20 protein-coding genes are annotated in these 24,018 nt (G+C 66.3%); 13 read left to right on the top strand and 7 right to left on the bottom strand.

Annotated elements, in window-relative coordinates:
- Window positions 1–3,153, top strand: a complete 3,153-nt coding sequence (locus ACHMXB_RS06705) for an efflux RND transporter permease subunit (RefSeq protein WP_395403871.1) — start codon at window positions 1–3, stop codon at window positions 3,151–3,153.
- Between the two features lie 30 nt (window positions 3,154–3,183).
- On the opposite strand, the gene ACHMXB_RS06700 is transcribed toward ACHMXB_RS06705, so the two are convergent.
- On the bottom strand, window positions 3,184–3,639 hold the full coding sequence (locus ACHMXB_RS06700; protein WP_395403869.1) for a cyclase: 456 nt from the start codon (window positions 3,637–3,639) through the stop codon (window positions 3,184–3,186).
- A 166-nt stretch (window positions 3,640–3,805) separates the two neighbouring features.
- Between ACHMXB_RS06700 and ACHMXB_RS06695 the strand changes: the two genes are divergently transcribed.
- The 4 genes from ACHMXB_RS06695 to ACHMXB_RS06680 all read left to right on the top strand — a co-directional run bounded on the left by ACHMXB_RS06695 (window position 3,806) and on the right by ACHMXB_RS06680 (window position 8,738).
- Window positions 3,806–4,723: a LysR family transcriptional regulator gene (locus tag ACHMXB_RS06695; protein WP_395403867.1), complete on the top strand. Its 918-nt coding sequence runs from the start codon at window positions 3,806–3,808 to the stop codon at window positions 4,721–4,723.
- Window positions 4,724–4,859: 136 nt separating this feature from the next.
- Window positions 4,860–5,957, top strand: coding sequence for a tartrate dehydrogenase (locus tag ACHMXB_RS06690; RefSeq protein WP_395403865.1), 1,098 nt, complete (start codon window positions 4,860–4,862; stop codon window positions 5,955–5,957).
- A gap of 134 nt (window positions 5,958–6,091) precedes the next feature.
- Window positions 6,092–7,576 carry a C4-dicarboxylate transporter DctA gene (gene dctA, locus ACHMXB_RS06685; protein WP_395403863.1) on the top strand — a complete coding sequence of 495 codons (1,485 nt, stop codon included), beginning with the start codon at window positions 6,092–6,094 and terminating at the stop codon, window positions 7,574–7,576.
- A 1-nt stretch (window position 7,577) separates the two neighbouring features.
- Window positions 7,578–8,738, top strand: coding sequence for a glycerate kinase (locus ACHMXB_RS06680; protein ID WP_395403861.1), 1,161 nt, complete (start codon window positions 7,578–7,580; stop codon window positions 8,736–8,738).
- A gap of 86 nt (window positions 8,739–8,824) precedes the next feature.
- Here the strand turns inward: ACHMXB_RS06680 and ACHMXB_RS06675 are convergent, their stop codons facing one another.
- Both ACHMXB_RS06675 and ACHMXB_RS06670 read right to left on the bottom strand, forming a co-directional pair.
- Window positions 8,825–9,022 (bottom strand): hypothetical protein, encoded by a 198-nt coding sequence (locus ACHMXB_RS06675; RefSeq protein ID WP_111904794.1) that lies wholly within the window; start codon window positions 9,020–9,022, stop codon window positions 8,825–8,827.
- 123 nt (window positions 9,023–9,145) lie between these two features.
- Entirely contained in the window at window positions 9,146–9,610 is a 465-nt protein-coding gene (locus tag ACHMXB_RS06670; protein ID WP_395403859.1) for a GatB/YqeY domain-containing protein, read from the bottom strand.
- A 190-nt stretch (window positions 9,611–9,800) separates the two neighbouring features.
- Between ACHMXB_RS06670 and ACHMXB_RS06665 the strand changes: the two genes are divergently transcribed.
- Genes ACHMXB_RS06665 through ACHMXB_RS06650 form a run of 4 tightly spaced genes read left to right on the top strand, consistent with a single transcriptional unit; the run spans window position 9,801 to window position 13,051 of the window.
- A complete protein-coding gene (locus ACHMXB_RS06665; protein ID WP_190243154.1) occupies window positions 9,801–9,959 on the top strand; it encodes a hypothetical protein in 159 nt (52 codons plus the stop codon).
- A gap of 40 nt (window positions 9,960–9,999) precedes the next feature.
- Entirely contained in the window at window positions 10,000–10,764 is a 765-nt protein-coding gene (locus ACHMXB_RS06660; RefSeq protein WP_395403857.1) for a M50 family metallopeptidase, read from the top strand.
- A gap of 9 nt (window positions 10,765–10,773) precedes the next feature.
- Window positions 10,774–11,910, top strand: coding sequence for a glutathione S-transferase family protein (locus ACHMXB_RS06655; protein WP_395403855.1), 1,137 nt, complete (start codon window positions 10,774–10,776; stop codon window positions 11,908–11,910).
- Between the two features lie 19 nt (window positions 11,911–11,929).
- Window positions 11,930–13,051: an aromatic acid exporter family protein gene (locus ACHMXB_RS06650; RefSeq protein ID WP_395403853.1), complete on the top strand. Its 1,122-nt coding sequence runs from the start codon at window positions 11,930–11,932 to the stop codon at window positions 13,049–13,051.
- Window positions 13,052–13,142: 91 nt separating this feature from the next.
- Here the strand turns inward: ACHMXB_RS06650 and ACHMXB_RS06645 are convergent, their stop codons facing one another.
- The 3 genes from ACHMXB_RS06645 to ACHMXB_RS06635 are packed head-to-tail and all read right to left on the bottom strand — an operon-like array spanning window position 13,143 to window position 16,730.
- Complete coding sequence (locus ACHMXB_RS06645; protein WP_395403851.1) at window positions 13,143–14,054, bottom strand: MaoC family dehydratase; 912 nt, start codon at window positions 14,052–14,054, stop codon at window positions 13,143–13,145.
- Window positions 14,051–15,385, bottom strand: a complete 1,335-nt coding sequence (locus ACHMXB_RS06640; RefSeq protein ID WP_395403849.1) for a 3-oxoacyl-ACP reductase — start codon at window positions 15,383–15,385, stop codon at window positions 14,051–14,053. Before ACHMXB_RS06640 ends, ACHMXB_RS06645 begins: the two co-directional genes overlap by 4 nt.
- Window positions 15,378–16,730: an acetyl-CoA C-acetyltransferase gene (locus ACHMXB_RS06635; protein ID WP_395403847.1), complete on the bottom strand. Its 1,353-nt coding sequence runs from the start codon at window positions 16,728–16,730 to the stop codon at window positions 15,378–15,380. The genes ACHMXB_RS06640 and ACHMXB_RS06635 overlap by 8 nt, the downstream gene beginning before the upstream one ends.
- 61 nt (window positions 16,731–16,791) lie before the next feature.
- Between ACHMXB_RS06635 and ACHMXB_RS06630 the strand changes: the two genes are divergently transcribed.
- Both ACHMXB_RS06630 and ACHMXB_RS06625 read left to right on the top strand, forming a co-directional pair.
- Window positions 16,792–17,478: a TetR family transcriptional regulator gene (locus ACHMXB_RS06630; protein ID WP_395403845.1), complete on the top strand. Its 687-nt coding sequence runs from the start codon at window positions 16,792–16,794 to the stop codon at window positions 17,476–17,478.
- A gap of 103 nt (window positions 17,479–17,581) precedes the next feature.
- Entirely contained in the window at window positions 17,582–19,678 is a 2,097-nt protein-coding gene (locus tag ACHMXB_RS06625; protein WP_395403843.1) for an acyl-CoA dehydrogenase, read from the top strand.
- 114 nt (window positions 19,679–19,792) lie between these two features.
- Here ACHMXB_RS06625 and glgA read toward each other — a convergent pair whose 3' ends face one another.
- Window positions 19,793–20,989, bottom strand: a complete 1,197-nt coding sequence (gene glgA, locus ACHMXB_RS06620; protein ID WP_395403841.1) for a glycogen synthase — start codon at window positions 20,987–20,989, stop codon at window positions 19,793–19,795.
- Window positions 20,990–21,088: 99 nt separating this feature from the next.
- Between glgA and glgC the strand changes: the two genes are divergently transcribed.
- Both glgC and ACHMXB_RS06610 read left to right on the top strand, forming a co-directional pair.
- Window positions 21,089–22,501: a glucose-1-phosphate adenylyltransferase gene (gene glgC / locus ACHMXB_RS06615; protein WP_395403839.1), complete on the top strand. Its 1,413-nt coding sequence runs from the start codon at window positions 21,089–21,091 to the stop codon at window positions 22,499–22,501.
- 64 nt (window positions 22,502–22,565) lie between these two features.
- Window positions 22,566–24,017, top strand: coding sequence for an SDR family NAD(P)-dependent oxidoreductase (locus ACHMXB_RS06610; protein ID WP_395403837.1), 1,452 nt, complete (start codon window positions 22,566–22,568; stop codon window positions 24,015–24,017).
- The last annotated feature ends 1 nt before the right edge of the window (window position 24,018 follow it).

The raw sequence follows: 24,018 nt of genomic DNA, 5'->3' as shown, positions 1-24,018 counted from the left end.
ATGCGGTGGATAGTAGGAATCAGCCTCAGGTTCAGGACGATAGTTGTTGCCCTCGCCTGCGTGGTGATGCTGCTGGGATCCGTCCAGCTCAGTAAGGCATCCTTGGACGTTTTCCCGGAGTTCGCGCCCCCGCAGGTAGAGATCCAGACTGCGTGCCTGGGGCTCACCGCCCAGGAGGTGGAAGAACTCGTCTCTGTGCCGATCGAGGCGTCCCTGTCCGGAATGCCGGGCCTGGATGAGCTGAGGTCAAAGTCAGTGCCCCAGCTGTCCTCGATCATCTTGATCTTCAAACAGGGCACAGACCTGCTCAACGCCCGGCAGCAAGTGTCCGAGCGGATGGCCGCCGTGACGGCGGCCCTGCCCACGTGGGCTGCTCCCCCGGTGATGCTGCAGCCGCTGTCCTCGACCAGCCGCGTCATGAAAATCGGCATGACGTCGTCCAAACGGTCCATGATCGAGATGTCCATGCTTTCGTACTGGACCATCAGGGCCCGACTCCTGCGGGTCCCCGGCGTGGCCAACGTGGCCATCTGGGGCGAGAGGCTGCAGATGCTGCAGGTCCAGGTTCAGCCGGAGCGGCTCAAAGCCAAGAATGTCTCGCTCAACCAGGTCATGGAAGTAACTGCCGGGGCTGTGGACGCAGGCCTGCTCCAGTACTCACCCGGAAAATTCATCGGCACCGGCGGGTTCGTCGGCAGCCCGAACCAACAGATGAGCATCCGCCACGTCCAGCCCATCACCAGCCCTGCGGACCTGGCCCGTGTGACCATCCGCGAAGACCACGGCACCGCCCTGCACCTGGGCGACGTGGCGCGGGTGGTCGAGGACCATCAGCCGCTGATCGGTGACGCAGTCATCAACAACGGCCATGGGCTGATGCTCATTGTTGAAAAGCTCCCCTGGGGCAACACGCTCGAGGTGACCAAGGGCGTTGAGGAAGCGCTTCACGAACTTCAGCCGGGCATGAGCGGCATCACCTTCGACACCACCATCTTCCGTCCGGCGAGTTTCATTGAGGAGGCCATTTCCAACCTCAGCCTTGCCCTCCTCCTGGGCTGCCTGCTGGTGGTCATGATCCTCAGCGCGTTCCTGTTCCAGTGGCGGACAGCACTCATCAGCCTGATCGCCATACCGCTCTCCCTCCTCACCGCCATCATGGTGCTGTACATAACCGGGGGATCGGTCAACACCATGATCCTGGCCGGGCTGGTCATTGCGGTGGGGGTCGTCGTCGACGACGCGATCATCGACGTCGAAAACATCATGCGCCGCTTGCGGCAGCACCGCAGCCGGGGCGGCGGCGGTGAACCCACGGCCTCTGTGGTGCTTAAGGCCTCCCTGGAAATGCGGAGCCCGATCGTCTACGCCACCTTGATCATTGTGGTGGCTGCCCTTCCCATTTTCTTCCTGGACGGGCTGACGGGAGTGTTCTTCAGACCGCTTGCCGTGTCCTACACGCTGGCCGTCCTGGCATCGATGCTCGTGGCCCTGACCGTGACGCCGGCACTTGCCCTGATCCTGTTGGCCAAGGCAAAGCTGGAGCAACGCGACCCGCCGCTGGTCCGGGTGCTCAAGCGCGGGTACCACGCGGTCCTGTCCCGCATTATGAACCGGCCACGATATGGCTATGCCGGGTTCGGGGCTCTGGCGCTGGTTGGTCTGGCGATCGCCCCGCTGCTCGGGCAGTCCTTGTTTCCCACGTTCAAGGAACGCGACTTCCTGATGCACTGGGTGTCGGAACCCGGCACGTCGGCGGCGGAGGAATACCGCATCGCCCAGCGGGGCTGCGCGGCGTTCCTCAAGGTGCCCGGAGTCCTTAACTGTGGAACGCATATTGGCCAGGCCTTCCAGGCAGACGAGATAGTTGGCGTCAACGCAGGTGAACACTGGATCAGCATCGACCGCCATGCCAACTACGAGAAGACAGTCGCAGCTGTCCAGGAAGTCGTGGACGGATACCCGGGGCTTCACCGCGACGTGCAGACGTATCTCAAGGAACGGATCGAAGAGGTACTGACAGGTGCCAGCGAACCCATCCTCGTCCGGGTTTACGGCGACGACCTTGACGTGCTGCGCGAGCAGGCCCAGAGGGTCAAGCAAGTCCTGAGCGAGATAAACGGGACCGACGATCCCCACATCTCCCTTGAGGTCGACGTCCCGCAGATCGCTGTTAAAGTGGATTTGGCCGCGGCGGAGAAGTACGGACTCAAGCCCGGGGACGTGCGGCGCGCTGCTGCGACACTCGTGGCCGGGGAAGAGGTGGGCGACGTCTTCCGGGACGGAATAGCCTACGACGTCCAGGTTTGGAGTACACCGGAAACCCGGGCAAGCGTCACCACCATCGAGAACCTGCCCATCGATACACCAAGCGGGAAGCGTGTGCGCCTCGCCGACGTCGCCTCCGTCAGCGTGCAGCCCACCCCGAACCTCATCGACCGCACGAACGGTTCCCGCAGGGTCGAGGTGGGATCCTTTATCGACCCCGGAGCGGACCTGGGCCGGGTTGTCACACAGCTGCAGGAACGCCTGGAGTCCCTCAATCTGCCCGCCGGCTACAGCGTCCAGCTACTGGGCGAATACACGGAACGGCAGGCAGCCACTGATCGACTCATGATTTTCGCTATTGCTGCGCTGATTCTGATCCTCGTGCTCCTCCAGGCGTCCTTCCGCAGCTGGCGGCTGGCTGTCCTGGCCCTCCTGACGCTGCCCATCGCGCTCGTCGGCGGAGTCCTTGCCGCCTACTTCACCGGCGGCGTACTGTCGCTGGGTTCGCTCGTGGGCTTCCTGACGGTCATGGGAATCGCGGCCCGGAACGGCATCCTGCTCATCAGTCACTGCCAGCATCTTGAAAGGATCGAGGGGGTTCCGTTCAGCGGCTCACTCGTCCTGAGGGGCGCCGGTGAGCGGCTTTCCCCGATCCTCATGACCACCCTTGCCACCGGACTTGCGCTGGTGCCACTGGTCATCATGGGGGATGTGCCTGGGCATGAGATCGAATACCCGATGGCCGTGGTCATCCTCGGCGGACTCCTGACCTCCACGCTGCTCAACCTATTTATTGTGCCGTCGCTCTACCTTCGGTTTGCCCAGTCGAAGAAATCCCGGAAGGCAGCTGAACAGGAGCTCGCCCTGCAGAAACTCGCAGTTCAGTAGGCCGGGTCCCTGTGCTTGACCGCCGGAGCATCATTCAGCCCGTGCTCCGGCGGTCAGGTGCAGGTTGCGCGTTTCGATGAGCTTGCGGAGGTAGCGTGCCAGGACGAGTTTCTCCGCGGCGCGTCCCAAAAGCCCGAACGGCGCCGCGAAGTCGATCCGGTCCACCATGACGGTGCCGGCCGGGGCCGCACTGAATTCGTGGACATGGCGAAAGCGTAGGAACGGCCCCCGGACCTGCTCATCAACGAAGTAGTGGGGTGCCCGCATCTCCGTAATCCGGCTCGTCATCCGTATCGGCAGCCCGAAGTGCCAGGCGCGCCAGGTCACCTCCTGCCCCAAGGTGATGAGCCCTGACGTGACGCCTCCAACGGCTTCCTCCCGGGAACGGGCCATCGAGTCCTTGTGCGCATCGATGCTCCGGGAGAGGTCAAACAGTTCGGTCATCCCGAGGGTTGTCCGCGAGGTGCATTCGAAGGTGACGGCCATGCTCAGAGTATTCCAGCAGTTTCACCGGCGCGTTGACAGCCCTTGAGCGCTTGTTCCCGGCGCCACTGATAGGCGTAAGCTATCAGAGCCTCGGCAGGCCTCGGCCACGAACGGGCAGGGCCAGGTCCGGGTCAAACAGCAGAGCGGACCGGGAACAGGAGTTGGCGTGGACACCCGGAAGCTGAAGTATTTCCTGGCGGTGGTTGACCACGACGGATTCAACCGGGCGGCAGAACACCTGCTCATTGCCCAGCCGTCCCTGTCCCAGACCATCGCCAGCCTGGAGAAGGACCTGGGCGTGCCGCTGTTCCACCGCATCGGGCGCCGGGCTGTCCTCAGCGAGGCCGGAAAGGAACTGGTGGGCCCTGCCCGGCTGGTGATGCGGGATCTGGACGCAGCCCAGTCCGCCGTGCAGGCGCTCCGCGGCCTGCGGAGCGGCCGCCTGGACATCATCACCATGCCCTCCCCCGGCATCGAGCCGCTGACATCCATGACCGCCGAGTTCACCAGGCTGCACCCGCAGGTCCGCCTCAACGTCAGCGCCGGCTTCACTCCGGAGGAGGTCATCGAGTCGGTCCGCAGCGGCAGCACCGAAATTGGTCTGGCCGGTTCCTCCAGTCCCATCCGGGTCCCCGGGGTCAACGTCCTGGACCTGGAACGCCAGCCGCTCATCCTCATCGTCAACCCCCACGCGGACACGTTCACCGCCGGGAGCACCATGCAGCGGGAGGACCTCGACGGGCACCGGCTGATCGCCAGCCAGCGCGGATCACTGATGCGGTGGCTCGTGGACGACGCCCTTGCCCATGGCGTCAGAGCCGAAATCGTCGTCGAAGTCGCGCACCGGACCTCGATCCTGCCCCTGGTGCTGGCGGGCGTCGGGCACGCCGTCATGCCATCATCCTGGGCGCCGACGGCGCACAAGGCCGGACTGCGCACCCTACAGATCGAGCCCGTTTCCCACTTGGACGTGGCCATCCTGAGCCGGAAGGACGGCCTGACACCCGCTGCCCGCGCATTCCTGGAGGTTGCCGAGCTGCACGTGGTCAAGGAACCAAACGCCGGCCAGTCTCTGAAACGATAGGCAGAACCTATCTGCCGTATCGAAACTAAGTCTTGGACGCGACTAGCCGCCGGGCCGTCTACTTGAAGAGGAAGAAAACAGTGTGACCCCGCTAACAGGACCACGCTGCCAACAAACTCAACGAGGAGGTCGGCACATGAGCGCCAGCCAGAAATTCAGCATCGCTTCAATCCCCGCAGACGGCGTCGGCAAGGAAGTTGTCTCCGCCGGCCGCCGCGTCCTGGACGCCCTGGCAGAGAACTCCGGCGGCAAGTTCGCCTTCGACTGGACCGAGTTCCCCTGGGGCTGCGGCTACTACGAAAAGACCGGCCAGATGATGGACCCCAACGGCCTGGAGGCCCTGAAGGACTTCGACGCCATCTACTTCGGCGCCGTCGGCTGGGAAAACGTCCCGGACCACATCAGCCTGTGGGGCCTGCGCCTGAACATCACCCAGAACTTCGACCAGTGGGCCAACATCCGCCCGGTCAAGTTCCTCCCCGGCGTTGAGTCCCCGCTCCGCAAGGCGGGCAACACCGAACTCGACTGGATCGTTGTCCGCGAGAACAGCGAAGGCGAGTACGCGGGCCTCGGCGGCCGGAACCTCAGCGGCCGCGGCCCCGGCAACGAAGTCGCCCTGCAGACCGCACTGTTCACCGAGAAGGGCTGCGAACGCATCATGCGCTTCGCCTTCGACCTGGCCCGGACCCGCACGGTGAAGAAGGTCTCCTCGGTCACCAAGTCCAACGCCCAGCAGTATGGCATGGTCCTCTGGGACGAAGTCTTCAACCGTGTGGCCCTGGACTACCCGGACGTACAGACCGAAAGCGTCCTGGTGGACGCCATGAGCGCCAAGTTCATCCTCAAGCCCGAGGACCTCTCCGTCGTCGTGGCCTCGAACCTGAACGCTGACATCCTGTCCGACCTGGGCTCGGCACTGGCCGGCAGCCTGGGCCTGGCCGCCAGCGCCAACCTGAACCCCGAGCGCCGCTTCCCGTCCATGTTCGAACCGGTCCACGGCTCCGCCCCGGACATCGCCGGCAAGGGCATCAGCAACCCGATCGGTGCGATTGCCAGCGCCGCCCTGATGCTGGACCACTTCGGCCTGCACGAGGAAGCCCGCAAGGTGGAGGCCGCCATCGAGCAGACCACGGGCGCCGGGTACCTGACCCGCGACATCGGCGGCGAAGCCAACACCGAGGACGTCACCGAGGCCATCATCAAGGCCCTGACCAGCACCCTGGCAACCGTCTAGCTAGAACACCCCTCGCCCGGCCCGCGGACGCGCACAACCAGCCCCGGGACGGGCGGTGAGGTAACAAGCTCCCGCCCGTCCCGCACATTTATTCTTCGAAACATCCAGCGACATTCCACAACGAGGTAGGAATCATGGACCACATCACCACCGCCGGTCAGGCAGCACCTGCCCGTAAGACCCGCTGGTACAAGCAGCTGTACTTCTGGGTACTGACCGCCATTCTCTTCGGCATCCTGGTCGGCTGGCTCGCGCCGTCCACGGGCATCGCCATGGAACCCATCGGCACGACCTTCGTGAATTCGATGAAGATGCTCATCGGCCCAATTGTGTTCCTGACCATCGTGGGCGGCATCGCCAGCGTCGCGGACCTGAAGAAGGTCGGCATGACGGGCCTGAAGGCCCTGACCTACTTCCAGATCGGCACCATCTGCGCCATGGTCTTTGGCCTGGTGGCCATCAATGTCTTCCGCCTCGGCGACGGCGTCAACGCCGACGCGTCCACCATCAAAACCTCCGAGTCCGCCGCGAAGCTCATCGACGCCGGCGCGCACCAGGAATGGTGGCAGTTCCTCACCCATATCATCCCCAACAGCATCGTGGGCCCGTTCGTTGAGGGTGACATCCTGCAGATCATCTTCATCGCCGTCGTCTTCGGCATCGCCCTGAACGCCATGGGCAAGGTGGGCGCCCCCGTCCTGGACGGCGTGCAGCGCCTGACCGGGGTCATGTTCAAGATCCTCAGCTTCATCATGAAGGCCGCCCCGCTGGGCGCCTTCGGAGCGATGGCATTCGCTGTCGGCAAGTACGGCGTGTCCTCGCTGACCAGCATGGGCGGACTCATCGCCCTGTTCTACGCCACTTCCGTCCTGTTCATCGTGGTGGTCCTCGGCTCCGTCATGGCGTTCCTGAAGCTGAACATCTTCACGATGATCCGGCACCTCAAAGAGGAATACATGCTCATCCTGGGCACCTCCACGGCCGAACCGGCCCTTCCCGGCCTGATGCGCAAGCTCGAGCACGCCGGCGTGAAGAAGGAAACCGTCGGCCTCGTGGTGCCCACCGGCTACAGCTTCAACCTCGACGGCGCAGCCATCTACCTCTCCCTGGCAGCTCTCTACATCGCCCAGGCCACCAACACCGACCTGACCATCGGCCAGCAGCTTGGCCTGCTCGCCGTTATGCTGCTCACCTCCAAGGGCGCAGCGGGCGTCGCAGGCGGCGGCTTCATCGCGCTGACCGCAACCCTGACCACCATCGGCACCATTCCGGCCGCCGGCATCATGCTCATCTTCGGCATCGACAAGTTCATGTCCGAATGCCGCGCCATCGTGAACTTCACCGGCAACGCCGTCGCCACTCTCTTCATCGCCTGGTGGGACCGCACCCTGGACGCCGACCGCGCACGCCGCGTCTTCGCCGGAGAAACCGTCGAGCCGATGCCCGCTGAGGATCCCGTACACGTGGACGACGTCACCGACATCGACGACGACCTGACCGAATACGGCCACCACGACCCCAAGCACCACGAATCCGGGGAGCCGGCACCCCGGCATGCTGCCGACGCCGAACGCTCACCGTCCGCTGACCGCCGCCCCGCCTACTCGGAAAACGTCTGACATGATCAGCGCCACCGCCCCGAAAACCGTGCGGACCCTCATCGCCCCCGACAAGTTCAAAGGCAGCCTCACCGCGGCTGAGGTCGCGCAGGCGCTGGCCGCGGGGTTCCGCTCCGCAGCTGATGTGCCCGGCACTGCCGGAGCGGTCCAGTGCGAATTGCTTCCACTGGCCGACGGCGGCGACGGCAGCGTCGACGCCGCCGTCGCCTCCGGCTTCACCCGCCGCAGCTACACGGTCGCCGGCCCCACGGGCCAGCCGGTGCAGGCGAGTATCGCTTTCGACGGCTCCACCGCAGTGGTCGAGGTCGCCAACACCTGCGGACTGGCACTCCTGCCCGACGGGCAGCTGGAACCGCTGAACGCCTCCAGCCGAGGTTTCGGCGAAGCCGTCCTGTTCGCCCTCAGCCTCAAGCCCGCCAGGATCGTGCTGGCACTGGGCGGAAGTGCCAGCACCGACGGCGGCATGGGAATGCTCACCGCCCTGGGCTACAGCTTCCTAGACACCCACGGGCGGCAGCTGGACGGCAACGGCAGGACCTTGGGCCAGATCCACTCCATCCAGCGGACCGATTTCCCGGAACTCGCTGATACAGAGTTCATCGTAGCCAGCGATGTCCACAACCCGCTGCTCGGTCCCACCGGCGCCCCTGCCGTCTTCGGACCGCAGAAAGGCGCCGGGTCCACGGAGATCGCGGCCCTCGACGCCGGCCTGGCGCAGCTCGTGGCCAAGCTGTCCGAGGCCGGTTTGCCCGACGCCGCAGCCCTCGCGGAGCACGAAGGCGCCGGAAGCGCAGGCGGACTCGGCTACGCCTGCCTGCTGCTGGGAGCGAAACAGGTTTCCGGCGCCGACTACTTCCTGGACCTGCTGGACTTCGACACCCGCAAGGACAGCTGCGACGTCGTCATCACCGGCGAAGGCAGCATCGACGAACAGACCCTGGCCGGCAAGCTTCCGGCCGCCGTCGCGCGACGGTCAGGGGCCCGGCCGATCATCGCGGTGGCCGGACGGTCGCTGCTCCCCCAGGAGCGCTGGTCCGAGATGTCGTTAAACCGGGTCTACACCCTGGCGGACTACACGGACCAGGACTCCTCCCGAGACCCGGAACTTTCCGCCGCGCTGCTGCACCGGATAGGACAGGACATCGCAGCGGGACTTCGGTAGCAAAAGCACTTGCCATCCGGCCTCCTGAAGTCTGACCGCTCGCAGAAGGAAAGGCCCCGCAGCGGCGGGGCCTTTCTTTGCTGTGCCTACGCGTTCTCGCGGATGCGGTCACGGTCACGGTCAGCGGTTTCCTCCAGCCGGGCGAGGTAGGCCCACATCCTGCTTTCCTCTGCCTGCACCTGGGGTTCGGGGGTCTCGGCCGGCCTTGCTTCCGGGCGTCCCTCGGCCTCCTTGGCCGCTTCCTTCCTGTAATTCCGCCATCCCTCACACGATGAATAGCACATCACCGACCTCCTAACAGTTGGTGTACTTTCATCGTCCTCCCATTGCCGGGCAGTGTCGATTGGCAGGCTGTGTCGGCTACTGGGATGCGCGGATAGCCCGGAGGTCGCGGCACCGAAGCCTGCTCAGGTCAGTCGCTGGCGGACGATATCGCTGACGGCCTTGCCGTCGAAACGGCCTGCCACCCGGGCCGTCACCGGCTTCATCACGGCGCCCATGTGCCGCACGGACAACTCCGCGCCGTCCGCCCGCAAACCCTCGATGACCTCGTCCACGATGCCCTCCACCTCGGCGGCGGTGAGGGCCGTCGGCAGGTACGCCTCAATAACCTCCGCTTCGGCGACTTCCGCGGCGGCCCGCTCCGTTTCCCCCGCTTCGGTGTAAATGCGGGCGGTGTCACGCCGTTTCGCCGCCTCCTTCTGCAGCAATGCCGTCACCTGCGTGTCGTCGAGCTCCACCGGCGTCTTGCCCGACTTCTCCCGCGTCTCGATCTCGCCCAGAACGCTGCGCACGGTGCCCAGGGCCACCTTGTTGTGCTCCTTCAGATGTGCAACGACGTCCCCGTGCAGGCGTTCCTTCAGCGTGGCCATGGCTTCCTTCTCCCAACGATTGTGTGTACCTCCATCGTGGACCCGCTGGCCTGTAGGGACTAGGACACAGCAATGCCCAGCACCCCGCACCCAGCAGAAACCCGCACCGCCAGGGACCGGTACGCCCAGGATCGGGTGTTGCCGCGTGTCCTTCTCCGCCGCCGGCGGTCTTCGCACATATGTTCTATGTATGGAAGAGGAACATCCCGGTGAACTTGCGGGGCAGATGTCTATCAATGAGCTCCTTATCGCGATGGGCGAAGCCCCCGTGGAAAGCATGCTGCATCTGGTGGTCCCTGACGACGCCTCATCGCTGATGGAGGATCCGCCAACCCTGCCCGGGCTGTGAGCCGGACCCGGAAGGCATTGCCCCTGTAGCCTTGATTCCTATGGTTTATGTGCAAGTCCCCGGCCCGCCCCTGCCCGAACAATGGTGGGACCGGGTGGCGGCCGGATTCACCCAGACCGCTGTTCCCGCGGTCTCCGTCACTGAACTCCTCGCGGTGGTGCTCATCGCTGCGGCGCTGTCCGTGCCCAATGCCACGTGGCGATATTTCGGCCTGCTCGCCACGGTGACCCATGAACTGGGGCACGCCTTTGCTGCCCTGACCAGCGGCCAGCGGCTGGGCGGCATCCGGCTGCAGCTGAATCACGGCGGCACCACCACGTCCTATACCCGGGGGCGAGCCGCCGCTGTGTGGTCAGGATTCTGGGGCTATCCCGTTCCCGGAGTGACCGGCGCCGCCCTGGTATGGGCGGGCTTCAGCGGCTGGGGCCCGGCCGCCATGTCTGCCGGACTGCTGATCCTGGTGGCGTCGCTGATCTTCATCCGCAACGCCGCCGGCGTGCTCATCCTCCTTGGGGCGGTGGTGGCGGTGGCGGCCATGATCATCAATGTGCCGGCCGCATTCACCGGCCACGTGGCCATCATCCTGGGCGTCGCGCTTCTCGTCGCCGCCGTCCGGGACCTGCTCAAGCTGACGAATGTGCACCTCCGCCGCCGCGACCAGCTGCGGTCCTCCGACGCCTACATCCTCTACCGCGCCACGGCAGTGCCCTCCGGCGTCTGGATCGCCCTGTTCGCCCTGGTGGTGGCGGCCTGCTGGCTGGCTGCCTGGCAGCCGATGTCGCGGGTCTTTGGAGCGGCAACATAGTGTGGAGCCATGAGTGAGAAGACCAGCACAGTCGAGGCACGCGGCAGGGGACGCCACACGGGGGAACCGCAAGGCACCGAATTTCACAGCGCCGAGCCCCACATCAAAGAACCACACAGCACCAAGGGCGCGTACGTCACCGGCGGCGAGTTCAACCGGGACACCAACTACATCGAGGACCGCATCACCCGGGACGGCACGCCCGGCCCGCACGGTGAACCAGGCTGGCCAGTGGAACCGGGGCGCTACCGGCTGATTGCCGCGCGGGCATGCCCTTGGGCCAACCGCACCGTCATTGTCCGCAGGCTCCTGGGGCTCGAGGACGTCATCAGTCTCGGGCAGCCCGGCCCCACCCACGATGCCCGGTCCTGGACCTTTGACCTGGACGCCGGCGGAAAGGACCCCGTGCTGGGCATCGAGCGGCTGCAGGAGGCCTACTTCCGGCGTTTCCCGGACTACCCCCGCGGCATCACAGTTCCTGCCGTCGTGGACATCGCCAGCGGCGCGGTGGTGACCAACAACTACCCACAGATCACACTGGACTTCTCCACGGAATGGACCGCGTTCCACCGCCCGGGCGCGCCGCAGCTGTACCCGGAGCACCTGCGCGGGGAAATCGACAGTGTGAACAAGCGCGTTTTCACCGAGGTCAACAACGGTGTGTACAGGTGTGGCTTCGCCGGGTCCCAGGAGGCCTACGATGCTGCCTACACCCGGCTGTGGAACGCGATGGACTGGCTCGAGGAACGGCTCACCGGCCAGCGATACCTTGTGGGCGACTCCATCACCGAGGCGGACGTCCGGCTCTTCACCACTCTCGCGCGCTTCGATGCCGTCTACCACGGCCACTTCAAGTGCAACCGGAACAAACTCAGTGAAATGCCCGCGCTGTGGGGCTATGCCCGCGACCTGTTCCAGACGCCCGGCTTCGGCGACACCATCGACTTCGTGCAGATCAAGCAGCACTACTACAAAGTGCACGAAGACATTAATCCCACGCAGATCGTCCCCGCGGGCCCCGAGCTGTCCGGGTGGCTGACCGCCCATGGCCGGGAGTCCCTGGGCGGCAGCCCCTTCGGCGAGGGCACTCCGCCGGGGCCGGTCAAGGCCGGCGAGGAAGTGGCCGCCGGCCACGGAGCCGGTTAGCGCCGCAGGGCGGGGCCCGATGAGCACCTCGAAACAGCACCAGGCAGCTGCCCCTGACCCGCTGCCGCGCAGGATCTGGAGGTCCGTGTCCACCAGGGTTGCCCGTGCCCTCGCCGCGCCGCGCCTTCAACTTGCCGCCAAGGCGGGGCTGGCAGCCGGCATCGCGTTTTGGGTGGCGCCGCTCATGCCGGGGGCGGCCGCGCAGTATGCGTACTACGCCCCGCTCGGCGCACTGGTGGCCATGTACGAGAACGTGTCTGGTTCGATACGCCAGGGATTCCAGACCCTGGCTGGCCTTGGAGTCGGCATCGGCCTGGCGTTCCTCCTCTTTAGTTTCGGGGCTACGCCTCTCAGCGTGGCAGCGGTCATGGCACTGGGCGTGCTGCTCGCGGGGCTTCCGCGCCTGGGCGCAGGCCGGGACTGGATTCCGACGGCGGCCCTGCTGGTGCTGCTCGTCGGCAGGCAGAACCCCGACGATTTCTCCTTTGGCTACCTGCTGCAGATGGGCGTGGGTGTGGTGGTCGGCGTCGCCGTCAACCTTCTCGTGTTTCCGCCGCTGCACTTCAACGCCGCCGCCCTGAGCCTGGCGGAGCTGCGGCTGTCCCTGGCCCGCCAGCTGCAGGACATGGGGGCAGCAATGCACGAAAAATGGCCCCCCGAACATGAGGACTGGTCGCGCCGGTCCGAGGACCTGGCGCAGTCAGCCCGCTCCGTGCGGGCAGCGGTGCAGAAGGCTGACGCCAGCCGGGAGGCCAATCCGCGCCGCCGCTTCCATCCGCGCGACGTGGACAAGGACTACCGGAGCGTCCGCGACCTTGAGCAGATCACCTTCCACATCCAGGACATGACAGAGGTGCTTGCCGACGTCATCTGGAGCGAGGACATGCCCTTCACCATCCCGCTCCCCTACAGCGAACCGCTGGCGGAGGCTCTTTCCGCCGTGGGTGAGGTGCTTCGCTCGGCGGAGGAGGACGACGCCGACCGGCAGGTGGAGTTGTTCCAGGCAGCCCATGCGTCGGTCGCCTCCCTTGAAGACCGCACCGCGGCCGAAGGCAACGGGGCCGGCACGCCGAGCGCGGCAGGATCAATCCTGCTTAGCCTGCACCGCATCCTCCGGGTCGCCAACCCCAACGGCAAGTAGCCCGGCTGCGCTACCCCGGCTGCACAACCCGCGCCGCAGCACCCGCGCCGCAGCACCCGGGCGGCAACACGCAGGGCGGCAACACGCAGTGCTAGAGCGCCGCCACCGATCCGCTGAAGTGCTTGCGGCCGGACCGCGGACTCCATGCCACGTAGCCGGACCGCAGCCAGCCGCCGTCCCCGGCCTCCGCCGTCGAAATGTCCAGCGCCACCCGTGCGGGAAGGAAAACCGGGGCCTCGAACGCCACCTCCCAGCGGAATGCGTCCCCTTTGGCGGCACCCACGTCCGCCAGCGCCCTCGACGCCAGGTACATGCCGTGGGCGATGGACCGGCGCAGGCCCAGTGCCTTGGCGGAAAGCACACTCAGGTGGATCGGGTTGAAGTCCCCGGACACGGCAGCGTAGGCACGGCCGGTGTCCACGCCAAGCTGCCAGAGGGCCGTGGGGTCCGGAGCCGAAAAAGCCTGCGGCGCGACCGCTGCCGAGGCCTTGTCGATGCCGGGCAGGAACACCCCCTTCGCCAGGTAGGTGGACACGCCGCTCCAGCAGATGTCGCCGCCACCGGAAGGGCGTACCTCCGCCACGATGTCCAGCTGGGTACCGGCGCGGTGTGCCCGGAGCGTCTCCGCCCTGGCCACAATGTCCAGCGGTTCAGTGAACCTGACCGGGCTGCGGTACTCAATCACGTTCCGCAGATGGATCATCCCCAGCAGGGGCAGCGGGAAGTCGTCGCGGTTCATGACGCTCATCGCCACAGGAAACGCCAGGGCATGGATGAACCCCGCCGGCAGCACGTCGCTGGCAGTCTCTCCCAGCAGGTGCTGGTACGCCGTGAGGTTTTCGACGTCGGGCCGGACGCCGCGGACTTCGTGGCTTACGGCGGGCAGCACGGCGGCTGCATGCGAGCCCAGGATGCGGCGGCGGGCCGCCGTGGCCGCCGCGTTCACATACAGCTTGGAGAGGGACGGCATCTCCCCCAGGATGATGGGCTGTGCGCCGGTCATGCCCCCACCAGGTTTTGTCCGCACACCCTCAGCACCTCTCCGGAAATGCCACCTGCGGAATCGCCCGCCAGGAAGGAAATCGCCTCGGCGACGTCCTCCGGCCGCCCGCCCTGCTGCAGGGAATTCAGCCGCCGGGCAATCTCCCGGGTGGCGAAGGGTATCCGCGCGGTCATCTCCGTCTCGATGAATCCTGGCGCCACGGCATTGATCGAACCGCCGTATTCCGCCAGAAGCGGCGCTGTGGCCCGGACCATGCCCATTACCCCGCCCTTGGACGCCGCATAGTTGGTCTGTCCGCGGTTGCCGGCAATGCCGCTCGTGGAGGCAACCGAAACGATGCGCGGCGCGGAACGGAAGTGCTCGGAGGCCAGGAGCGCCTCATTGATGCACAGCTGGGCGGCGATGTTCACATCAATGACCGAACGCCAGCGGGACTGGTCCATGTTGACCAGCAGTTTGTCCCGGGTGATGCCGGCATTGTGGACCACGACGTCGAGCCGGCCGTGGCGCTGCACGGCATGGTTGATGATTCGTTGCCCGGCGTCGTCGCGCGTGATGTCAAGCTGCAGCGCGGTCCCGCGGATCCCGTTGGCGACCTCCGCCAGGTGGTCCCCGGCCGCCGGAACGTCCACCGCCACAACGGTGGCGCCGTCACGGTGCAGTGTCCGGGCGATGGCCGCGCCGATCCCGCGGGCCGCGCCCGTGACCACGGCGACCTTCCCCGCGAGCGGTGCGTCGGCGTCGTCGGGCATCCCGCCGTACGCGGAACTGACGCGGACGAACTGGCCGTCCACGAATGCTGACCGGCCGGAGAGGAAGAAGTGCAGCGCGCCCAGCACTGACGGGGCGGTGGGACTGATGTCTTCCGCCAGGAGGATGCCGTTGCCGGTGGCGCCCGCGCGCAGTTCTTTGGCCAGGGAACGCAGCAGCCCGTCCACGCCTTGCCTGGCGGCGGCCGTGGACGGCGTTCCGCCAGGCACGCGCGAGACAGTCACCACGCGTCCGCCGGGGGCAAGATCGCGAAGTGAGGTCGCTGCGGCCAGGACCGGCTGCTCCAGGTCGCAGGGTGATTCGATGGCATCAAGGACCAGCACGATTCCACCGAGCTTTTCCTTGATGACGGCGTGGCGGCGGACGTCCAGTCCCCAGGAAAGCAGCGCGGCCGCGATTCCGTCTGCACCTGGTCCGGAGCCGCCGACCAGGACCGGCCCGTCGGTCAGTGGCTGGCCCGGCTGGTAGCGCCGAAGCTCGGCCGGCTGCGGCAGGCCGAGCTTCCGGGCCAGGTCCCGTCCGAGGCCGTGGTTGACTAGCCTTGCGTAGGTGTCAGTCATGGATGTCCCCCGGGGTGTTGCCTTCCGTGTACGCCTCAAGCAGCGCGACGACGCCCTGGCCGCCGGCGGCACAGACGGAGACCAGTCCAAGGGCTGGGCGCCCGCCGGAAGTGCCCTTCTCATGCAGCATTTTTGCCAGCGTGGCCACGATGCGGCCGCCTGTCGCAGCAAACGGGTGCCCGGCGGCCAGCGACGATCCGTTGACGTTCAGCCTGGACCGGTCGACCTTGCCGAAGGCGCCATCGAGCCCAAGGCGCTCGCGCCCGAACTTTTCGTCCTCCCACGCGGCCAGCGTGCTCAGCACCGTCCCGGCAAAGGCTTCGTGGATCTCGAAGAAGTCGATGTCGTCCAGCGTCAGGCCGTTGCGGGCCAGCAGGCGCGGGACAGCGAACACCGGCGCCATCAGCAGCCCGTCCTTGCCGTGGACGAAATCCACGGCGGCTGCCTCGCCGTCCAGGACGGTGGCGAGCTTGGGCAGGTCGTGCCTGTCCGCCCAGTCCTCTGACGCGAGCAGCACCGTGGACGCGCCGTCCGTGAGCGGCGTGGAGTTGCCGGCTGTCATGGTGGCTTCCGAGCCCAGGTTCCGGCCGAACACGGGCTTCAAGGATGCCAGCTTCTCGGGGCTCCTGTCCGGCCGGAGGTTGGAGTCCCGGCTGAGCCCGCGGTAGGGCGTGAGGAGATCGTCGAAGAACCCGGCCTCGTAGGCGGCGGCGAGGTTTCGGTGGCTGTTGAGGGCAAGCTCGTCCTGCGCCTCGCGGGAGATGTTCCACTGGGCCGTGGTCAGGGCCTGGTGCTCACCCATCGACAGCCCGGTGCGGGGCTCGCCGGTGTTCGGCGCGTCCGGGGCGAGGTCCTTGGGGCGCAGGCGGGCCAGGATCTGAAGCCGCTGCGGGAGTGTCTTGGCACGGCCGAGGTCCAGCAGCACCTCGCGGAGGCCTTCGCTGACGGCAATGGGGGCGTCGGAGGCGGAGTCCACGCCGCCCGCGATGGCCGAGTCCAGCTGTCCGAGCCTGATCTTATTGGCCAGGCCCAGCACTGTTTCCAGCCCGGTGGCGCAGGCCTGCTGGAGATCGTAGGCGGGAGTTTCCGGTGAGAGCGCCGAGCCGAGGACCGCTTCGCGGGTCAGGTTGAAGTCCCGGGAGTGTTTCAGGACGGCGCCCGCGGCCACCTCGCCGATGCGTTCCTCCTGCAGGCCGAAGCGGGCGATCAGGCCGTCCAGGGCTGCGGTGAGCATGTCCTGGTTGGACGACTTGGTGTACGCGCCACCCGTCCGGGCAAACGGGATCCTGTTGCCGCCGACCACCACGGCCTTCCGCAGGCTTTGAGGCTGTCCATCCACGGGCATGTGCTATCTCCTTCGATCCGGCTGGTTATCGATACCCAGCGTACCTGATACGCTGGGTATCGTGAACTTGATTCCTCCGCCCGCTTCTCCGGACTCCCCCTCAGAACCCGTGGACGGCCGCGCCTCGCGCTGGCAGGGGCACCGAGAAGAACGCAGGCGCGAACTCATCAAGGCCGCCCGGCGGGCGGTGCACGCGCTCGGCAGCGATGCCTCCATGGAGGACATTGCCGCGGCGGCCGGCACGTCGAAGTCGGTGTTCTACCGGTACTTCGGTGACAAGGCCGGCCTGCAGCAGGCAGTGGGGGAAGTGGTGCTGGGGCAGATGCAGCAGCGCATCAAGGAGGCGGCGCAAAGCGCACAGACGCCCCGGCAGGGCTTGTTCGCCATGGTCTCGGCCTACCTCCAGATGGCTGAAACCAGCCCCAACGTCTACATCTTTGTCACGCGATACTCCGCTGCGGAGTCCGACGGCGGTCCCGCCACCATCACGACGGCGGGCGCCCTGGGCCACTTCTTTGAGGCCATCGCGGACATGATCGCCACGCCCATGCGCACCCACCTCGGCGAAGGAAGGGAGTCCGTGATCGGCTACTGGCCCAACGCGGCCATCGGCCTGGTGCGCAACGCCGGCGAGCAGTGGCTGGCCAGCCCGGACTCGCCCGCCAAACCTGACCAGGAAACCATGGCACGGCAGATCACCGACTGGCTATGCGTCGGCATTGCGCCGGAACTCACGGACATTCAATAGCACCGGAAGCTGCAAGGCCCAACGCAGGACCAGTACCAACGACGGACCAGTACCAACGCAGGACCAGGACCAACGACGGACCAGTACCAATGAAGGGATCGACATGACTGAAGTAGCGGACCGCCCGGCGGGCACAACCACCCATGCAGCAGCCGGCCGGCCGGAGGTCCCGGCGACGGCAGGGCCGTTGCCCGCCGTCGACGTCGCCGCCCTGGGTGAGCTGCTGCTGGGCAGGTGGGCCGACGTCCGCCGGCAGGCGCGTGACCTGGCGGCGCGCGAGGAGCTGCACAAGGCGGAAGGGCTCACGCACACTGAGCACCGTCAGCGCACCTTCGGCCAGCTGAAGCACCTGGTGTACAGCGGCGCCGTGCACCGCGCCTTCCCTGCCCGCTTCGGCGGGTCGGACGACCACGGCGGCAACATCGCCGGCTTTGAGGAACTGGTCACCGCCGATCCGTCCCTGCAGATCAAGGCCGGTGTGCAGTGGGGCCTGTTCGGCTCGGCCGTGATGCACCTCGGCACGGCCGAACACCACCAAAAGTGGCTGCCGGGCATCATGAACCTGGACATCCCGGGCTGCTTCGCCATGACCGAAACGGGCCACGGTTCGGACGTCGCCAGCATCGCCACCACGGCCACCTATGATCCGGAGGCGCAGGAGTTCGTAATCCACACCCCGTTCCGCGCGGCCTGGAAGGACTACATCGGCAACGCGGCCATCGACGGGCTCGGCGCCGTGGTGTTCGCCCAGCTGGTGACGCGCGGAGTCAACCACGGCGTGCACGCGTTCTACGTGGACCTGCGCGACCCCGCCAGCAAGGCGTTCCTGCCCGGGATCGGCGGCGAGGACGACGGCGTGAAGGGCGGGCTCAACGGCATCGACAACGGCCGCCTGCACTTCGACCATGTCCGCGTTCCCCGCACCAACTTGCTCAACCGCTACGGGGACGTGGACGCCGAAGGCAACTACACCTCGCCCATCGCGAGCCCCGGGCGGCGCTTCTTCACCATGCTCGGCACGCTGGTGCAGGGCCGCGTGAGCCTGGACGGGGCCGCCGTCGCAGCGTCCAAGATCGCGCTGAAGACGGCCATCACCTACGCAACCGAACGGCGGCAGTTCAACGCCTCGTCCCCCGTCGAGGAAGAGGTGCTGCTGGACTACCAGCGGCACCAGCGCCGGCTCTTTACCCGGCTTGCCACCACGTACGCGGCGGGCTTCGCGCATGATCAGCTGCTCGAAAAGCTGGACGACGTCTTTTCCGGCGCCCACGATTCGGACGAGGACCGCCAGGACCTGGAAACTTTGGCCGCGGCGCTGAAGCCGCTGAGCACCTGGCACGCACTGGACACGCTGCAGGAGTGCCGCGAAGCCTGCGGCGGAGCCGGGTTCCTTATTGAAAACCGCTTCGCCTCGCTCCGCGCCGACCTGGACGTCTACGTCACGTTCGAGGGCGACAACACCGTCCTGCTGCAGCTCGTGGCCAAGCGGCTGCTGGCCGACTACGCCAAGGAATTCCGCAGCGCCACGTTCGGCGTGCTGGCACGGTACGTGGTCAACCAGGCCGCCGGAACTGCCGTCCACCGCACGGGCCTGCGCCAGGTGGCACAGTTCATGGCGGACAACGGCTCCGTCCAAAAGGCCGCCATTGCCCTCCGCGACGAGGAAAGCCAGCGCGCATTGCTCACGGACCGCGTCCAGACGATGGTTGCCGAGGCGGCCGCCGCCCTCAGGGGCGCCAACCGGCTTCCGCAGCGCGAGGCGTCCGCGCTGTTCAACCAGCACCAGGATGAGCTCATCGATGCCGCCCGGGCACACGCCGAACTCCTGCAGTGGGAAGCCTTTACCGAGGCGCTGGGCAAAATCACCGATCCGGGAACCAGGACTGTGCTGACCTGGCTCAGGGATCTTTTTGGGCTGTCCCTCATCGAGGACAACCTGGCGTGGTACCTGATGAACGGCAGGCTCTCGATGCAGCGCGCACGGACTGTAGGCGGCTACATCAACCGGCTGCTGGTCAAGCTGCGCCCGCATGCGCTGGACCTTGTGGATGCCTTCGGCTACGGCCCGGCGCACATCCGCGCCGCCATCGCCACCGGCGCCGAAAAGGTCCGCCAGGACGAGGCCCGGGACTACTACCGCGTGCAGCGCGCCAGCGGAACAGCCCCCGTGCCGGAGAAATCACTTACGCCGCGGCGCTGATTAAGCCTGTCGAAGTCGAGCCGGGTTTCGCTCCCAAACGTCAACCGATGACGACGGCGACGCTCCCCTTTCCGGGGACCGTCGCCGTCGTCATTCTTTTGCCTGAAGCTGACGCTACTTGAGGACTGAACGGTAGACGTCCAGCGTGGTCTGGGTGATCGATTCCCAGGAGAAGTGCTCCTCGGCGCGCTTGCGGCCGGCCTGGCCCATTTCGCGTGCACGGGACGGGTCGGACACAACCTCGGTCAGGGCCGCAGCGAACTCGGTGACGAACTTCTCCGGATCCAGCGGCGTGCCCGTACCGTCGGTCACCTGCTCGAGTTCCACCAGCAGGCCGGTCTCGCCGTGGTTGACCACCTCGGGGATGCCGCCGGTTGCACTGGCCACCACGGCAGCGCCGCAGGCCATCGCTTCAAGGTTCACGATGCCGAGCGGTTCATAGATGGAGGGGCAGGCGAACGCGGTGGCGTGGCTCAGGACCTGGATCAGCTCATTGCGGGGAAGCATGCGCTCGATCAGCACCACGCCGCTGCGCTGGCTCTGCAGCTCCTCGATCAGCCGGGCGGTCTCCGCTGCGAGTTCCGGGGTATCCGCCGCGCCGAGGCAGAGGACCAGCTGGACGTCCGCGGGGAGCTTGGCGGCGGCCCGCAGCAGGTACGGGACGCCCTTCTGCCGGGTGTTGCGCCCAACGAACACCACGCTGGGGCGGGCGGGGTCGATGCCCAGGGTGCGGATGACGTCGTCATTTTCGTCGCGGTTCCACAGGCTGACGTCGATGCCGTTGTGCACCACCTTGACCTTCTCGGGGTCAACCTCCGGGTAGCTGCGCAGGATGTCCTGGCGCATGCCCTCTGACACGGCGATGATCGCTGCAGCCGCCTCATAGGCGGTCTTCTCGACCCACGAGGACAGCGCGTAGCCGCCGCCCAGCTGCTCAGCCTTCCAGGGCCGCAGCGGTTCCAGGCTGTGGGCGCTGAGCACATGCGGAATGCCGTGCAGCAGCGATGCCAGGTGGCCGGCCATGTTGGCGTACCACGTGTGCGAATGCACCAGGTCCGCTCCGGCAACGTCGGGAACGATGCGCAGGTCCACGCCGAGGGTCTGCACGGCGGCGTTCGCCGCACCCAGATCCTCGGGCACCGAGTAGGAGGTCACGGCGGCGCCATGGTAGTCGGCATCCCGGGGCGCGCCAAAAGCGCGCACCTGAAGGTCGACATGCTGGGCTAGGACCCGGCTCAGCTCGGCCACGTGGACGCCCGCGCCCCCATAGATTTCGGGCGGAAACTCTTTAGTCACAATGTCTATTCGCACGTTACCCAAGGTAGTCGTTACGGTGGAACTGTTCTAGTGTGAAGAAAGTCCGGACAAACCGGATTTTTTGGGGAGATACGAAGGCGTACAGGAGCGACCATGCCGTCAACGAAGAAAGTCCTGGCCATTGTCCTCGCGGGAGGCGAGGGAAACCGACTCATGCCGCTGACGGCAGATAGGGCCAAACCTGCTGTGCCGTTTGCCGGCAGTTATCGGCTCATCGATTTCGCGCTGTCGAATCTCGTCAACTCCCGGTACCTCCAGATCGTGGTTTTGACGCAGTACAAGTCGCACAGCCTCGATCGCCACATATCCGAGACGTGGCGAATGTCCACGCAGCTGGGCAACTACGTCGCGTCCGTTCCGGCCCAGCAGCGCGTGGGCAAGAGCTGGTTCCTCGGCAGCGCCAACGCGATCTACCAGTCTCTGAACCTGATCCACGACGCCAACCCCGACATCGTCGTAGTGGTGGGCGCGGACCACGTGTACCGCATGGACTTCTTCCAGATGGTTGAACAGCATGTCAAGAGCGGCGCCAAGGCCACCGTGGCGGCGGTCCGCCAGCCCCTCAACATGGCCGACCAGTTCGGCGTGATCGAAGTGGACCCCGAAGACCCCCAGAAGATCGCCGCGTTCGTGGAAAAGCCCGCGTCCACCCCCGGGCTGGCCGCTGACCCCACCCAGTTCCTGGCTTCCATGGGCAACTACGTCTTCGACGCCGACGCCCTGGTGGATGCGCTCCACGTTGACGCCGAGCGGTTGGACACCAAGCACGACATGGGCGGGGACATCATTCCCTACTTCGTCAGCCAGGGTCAGGCCGGCGTTTACGACTTCACCCTCAACGACATTCCCGGCTCAACCGAACGGGACCGGACCTATTGGCGTGACGTCGGTACCATCGACTCCTTCTACGACGCCCACATGGACCTGATCTCGCCGCTGCCGGTGTTCAACCTGTACAACTCCGAGTGGCCCATCTACACCCGCCAGAGCATTTCCCCGCCCGCCAAGTTCGTCCGCGGCGACAACAACACCGTGGGAACGGCCCTTGATTCAATCGTGGCCAGCGGCGTTGTCATCTCCGGCGGCATCGTGGAAGGTTCTGTGCTGTCCAACGACGTCTATGTCGGCTCTGCCAGCCGCGTCATTGACTCGGTGCTCATGGACAAGGTGACGATCGGCAAGGGCGCCGTCGTGCGCCGGGCCATCATCGACAAGAACGTCAAGGTCCCCGCAGGAGCGGCCATCGGCCTGGATCCGGACCTCGACCGCGCCCGCGGCTTCAAGGTGACCGACTCGGGCATCACGGTGCTCTCCAAGCACCAGGTCGTGCCGGAACCGGACGACGCCGAGCGTGCGCTGTCCGCGGCGAACCTGCACCTGGTCCCGGACGCTGTGAAGGCCGCCACCGAGAACTGGCCCGAGATCCGCAGCTCAGCCGAGCACGTGGGCAAAGTGCAGGCCGCCGCCGCTGGTGTGAACTCGCCGCAGCAGGCCGTCCGTTCCTGATCCCCTGTTCAAGCAAACTCCCTTGAGGCAGGTCTGACCCTCCACAGGCTGTAAAATCAGATCAATGAGCTCCGCCGATCTGACGCCTGAAGAGATTCAGGCCTGCCTCAAGGTTTTGAACACCATCCACGTCTACGACGAGGAGCACCCTGACTACGTCTCGGTGCGCCGCGCCACCGGCAAGATGTTCAAGGCCGTCAAGCGGCACCGCCGAGTCACCAAGCGCGACCTGATCGCCGAAGCGGACCGTGCCGTGCTGGCCCAGACTGCCACCGCTGCGCCGGACCGGATCGACGACGAGACGCGCGGCAACAAACTTGCCACGTCTGCCACGGGGAAGGTCGCCGGCCACCTCATCAGGTCCCGGCCCTGCTACATCTGCAAGCAGCACTATACTCAGGTGGACGCCTTCTACCACCAGTTGTGCCCCGAGTGCGCGGCGTTCAGCCATTCCAAGCGCGATGCCCGTACAGACCTCACGGGCCGGCGTGCCCTGCTGACCGGCGGCCGCGCCAAGATCGGCATGTACATCGCCCTGCGGCTGCTGCGCGACGGCGCGCACACCACGATCACCACTCGTTTCCCCAAAGATGCCGCGCGGCGCTTTGCGGCCATGGAGGACAGCGGTGAATGGCTGCACCGGCTGAAGATCGTGGGCATCGACCTCCGCGACCCCTCGCAGGTCATGGCCCTCACCGACAACCTCAATGCCGCCGGGCCGCTGGATATCATCATCAACAACGCCGCCCAGACAGTGCGGCGCTCCGGCAATGCCTACAAGCCGTTGGTCGATGCCGAGGACGAGCCTCTTCCCGCAGCCTTGGAAGCAGCCAACGGGGGTCCTGAACTGGTCACCTTCGGCCACGCGCATGACAAGCACCCGCTCGCGATTGCCAGCAGCGTGACTGAACACCCGGTCCTGGCCGGCGACGCCGTCACATCCCTTGCCCTGTCCACCGGTTCGGCGTCCCTGGAGCGGATCGCTGCCGGAACGGCCATCGACGCCGGCGGCCTGGTTCCGGACCTCGCCACCATCAACAGCTGGACGCAGGTGGTGGACGAGGTGGATCCGCTGGAGATGCTCGAGGTGCAGCTGTGCAACGTCACCGCGCCCTTCCTGCTGGTCAGCCGGCTGCGGGATGCCATGAAGCGGTCCACTGCGCACCGCAAGTACATCGTCAACGTTTCCGCCATGGAGGGCCAGTTCTCCCGGGCCTACAAGGGACCGGGCCACCCGCACACCAACATGGCGAAGGCGGCCCTGAACATGATGACCCGGACCAGCGCCCAGGAGATGCTGGACTCCGACGGGATCCTCATGACCGCCGTCGATACCGGCTGGATCACCGATGAACGCCCGCACTTCACCAAGGTCCGCCTGATGGAGGAAGGCTTCCACGCGCCGCTGGACCTGGTGGACGGCGCAGCCCGCGTCTACGACCCGATCGTCATGGGGGAAAAGGGCGAAGACCAGTACGGGGTGTTCCTGAAGGACTACAAGTCCAGCCCCTGGTAAA

The organism is Arthrobacter sp. UC242_113, assembly GCF_044054585.1.
Classification (GTDB): Bacteria; Actinomycetota; Actinomycetes; order Actinomycetales; family Micrococcaceae; genus Arthrobacter.
This window is presented reverse-complemented; position numbering and strand designations above follow the sequence as displayed.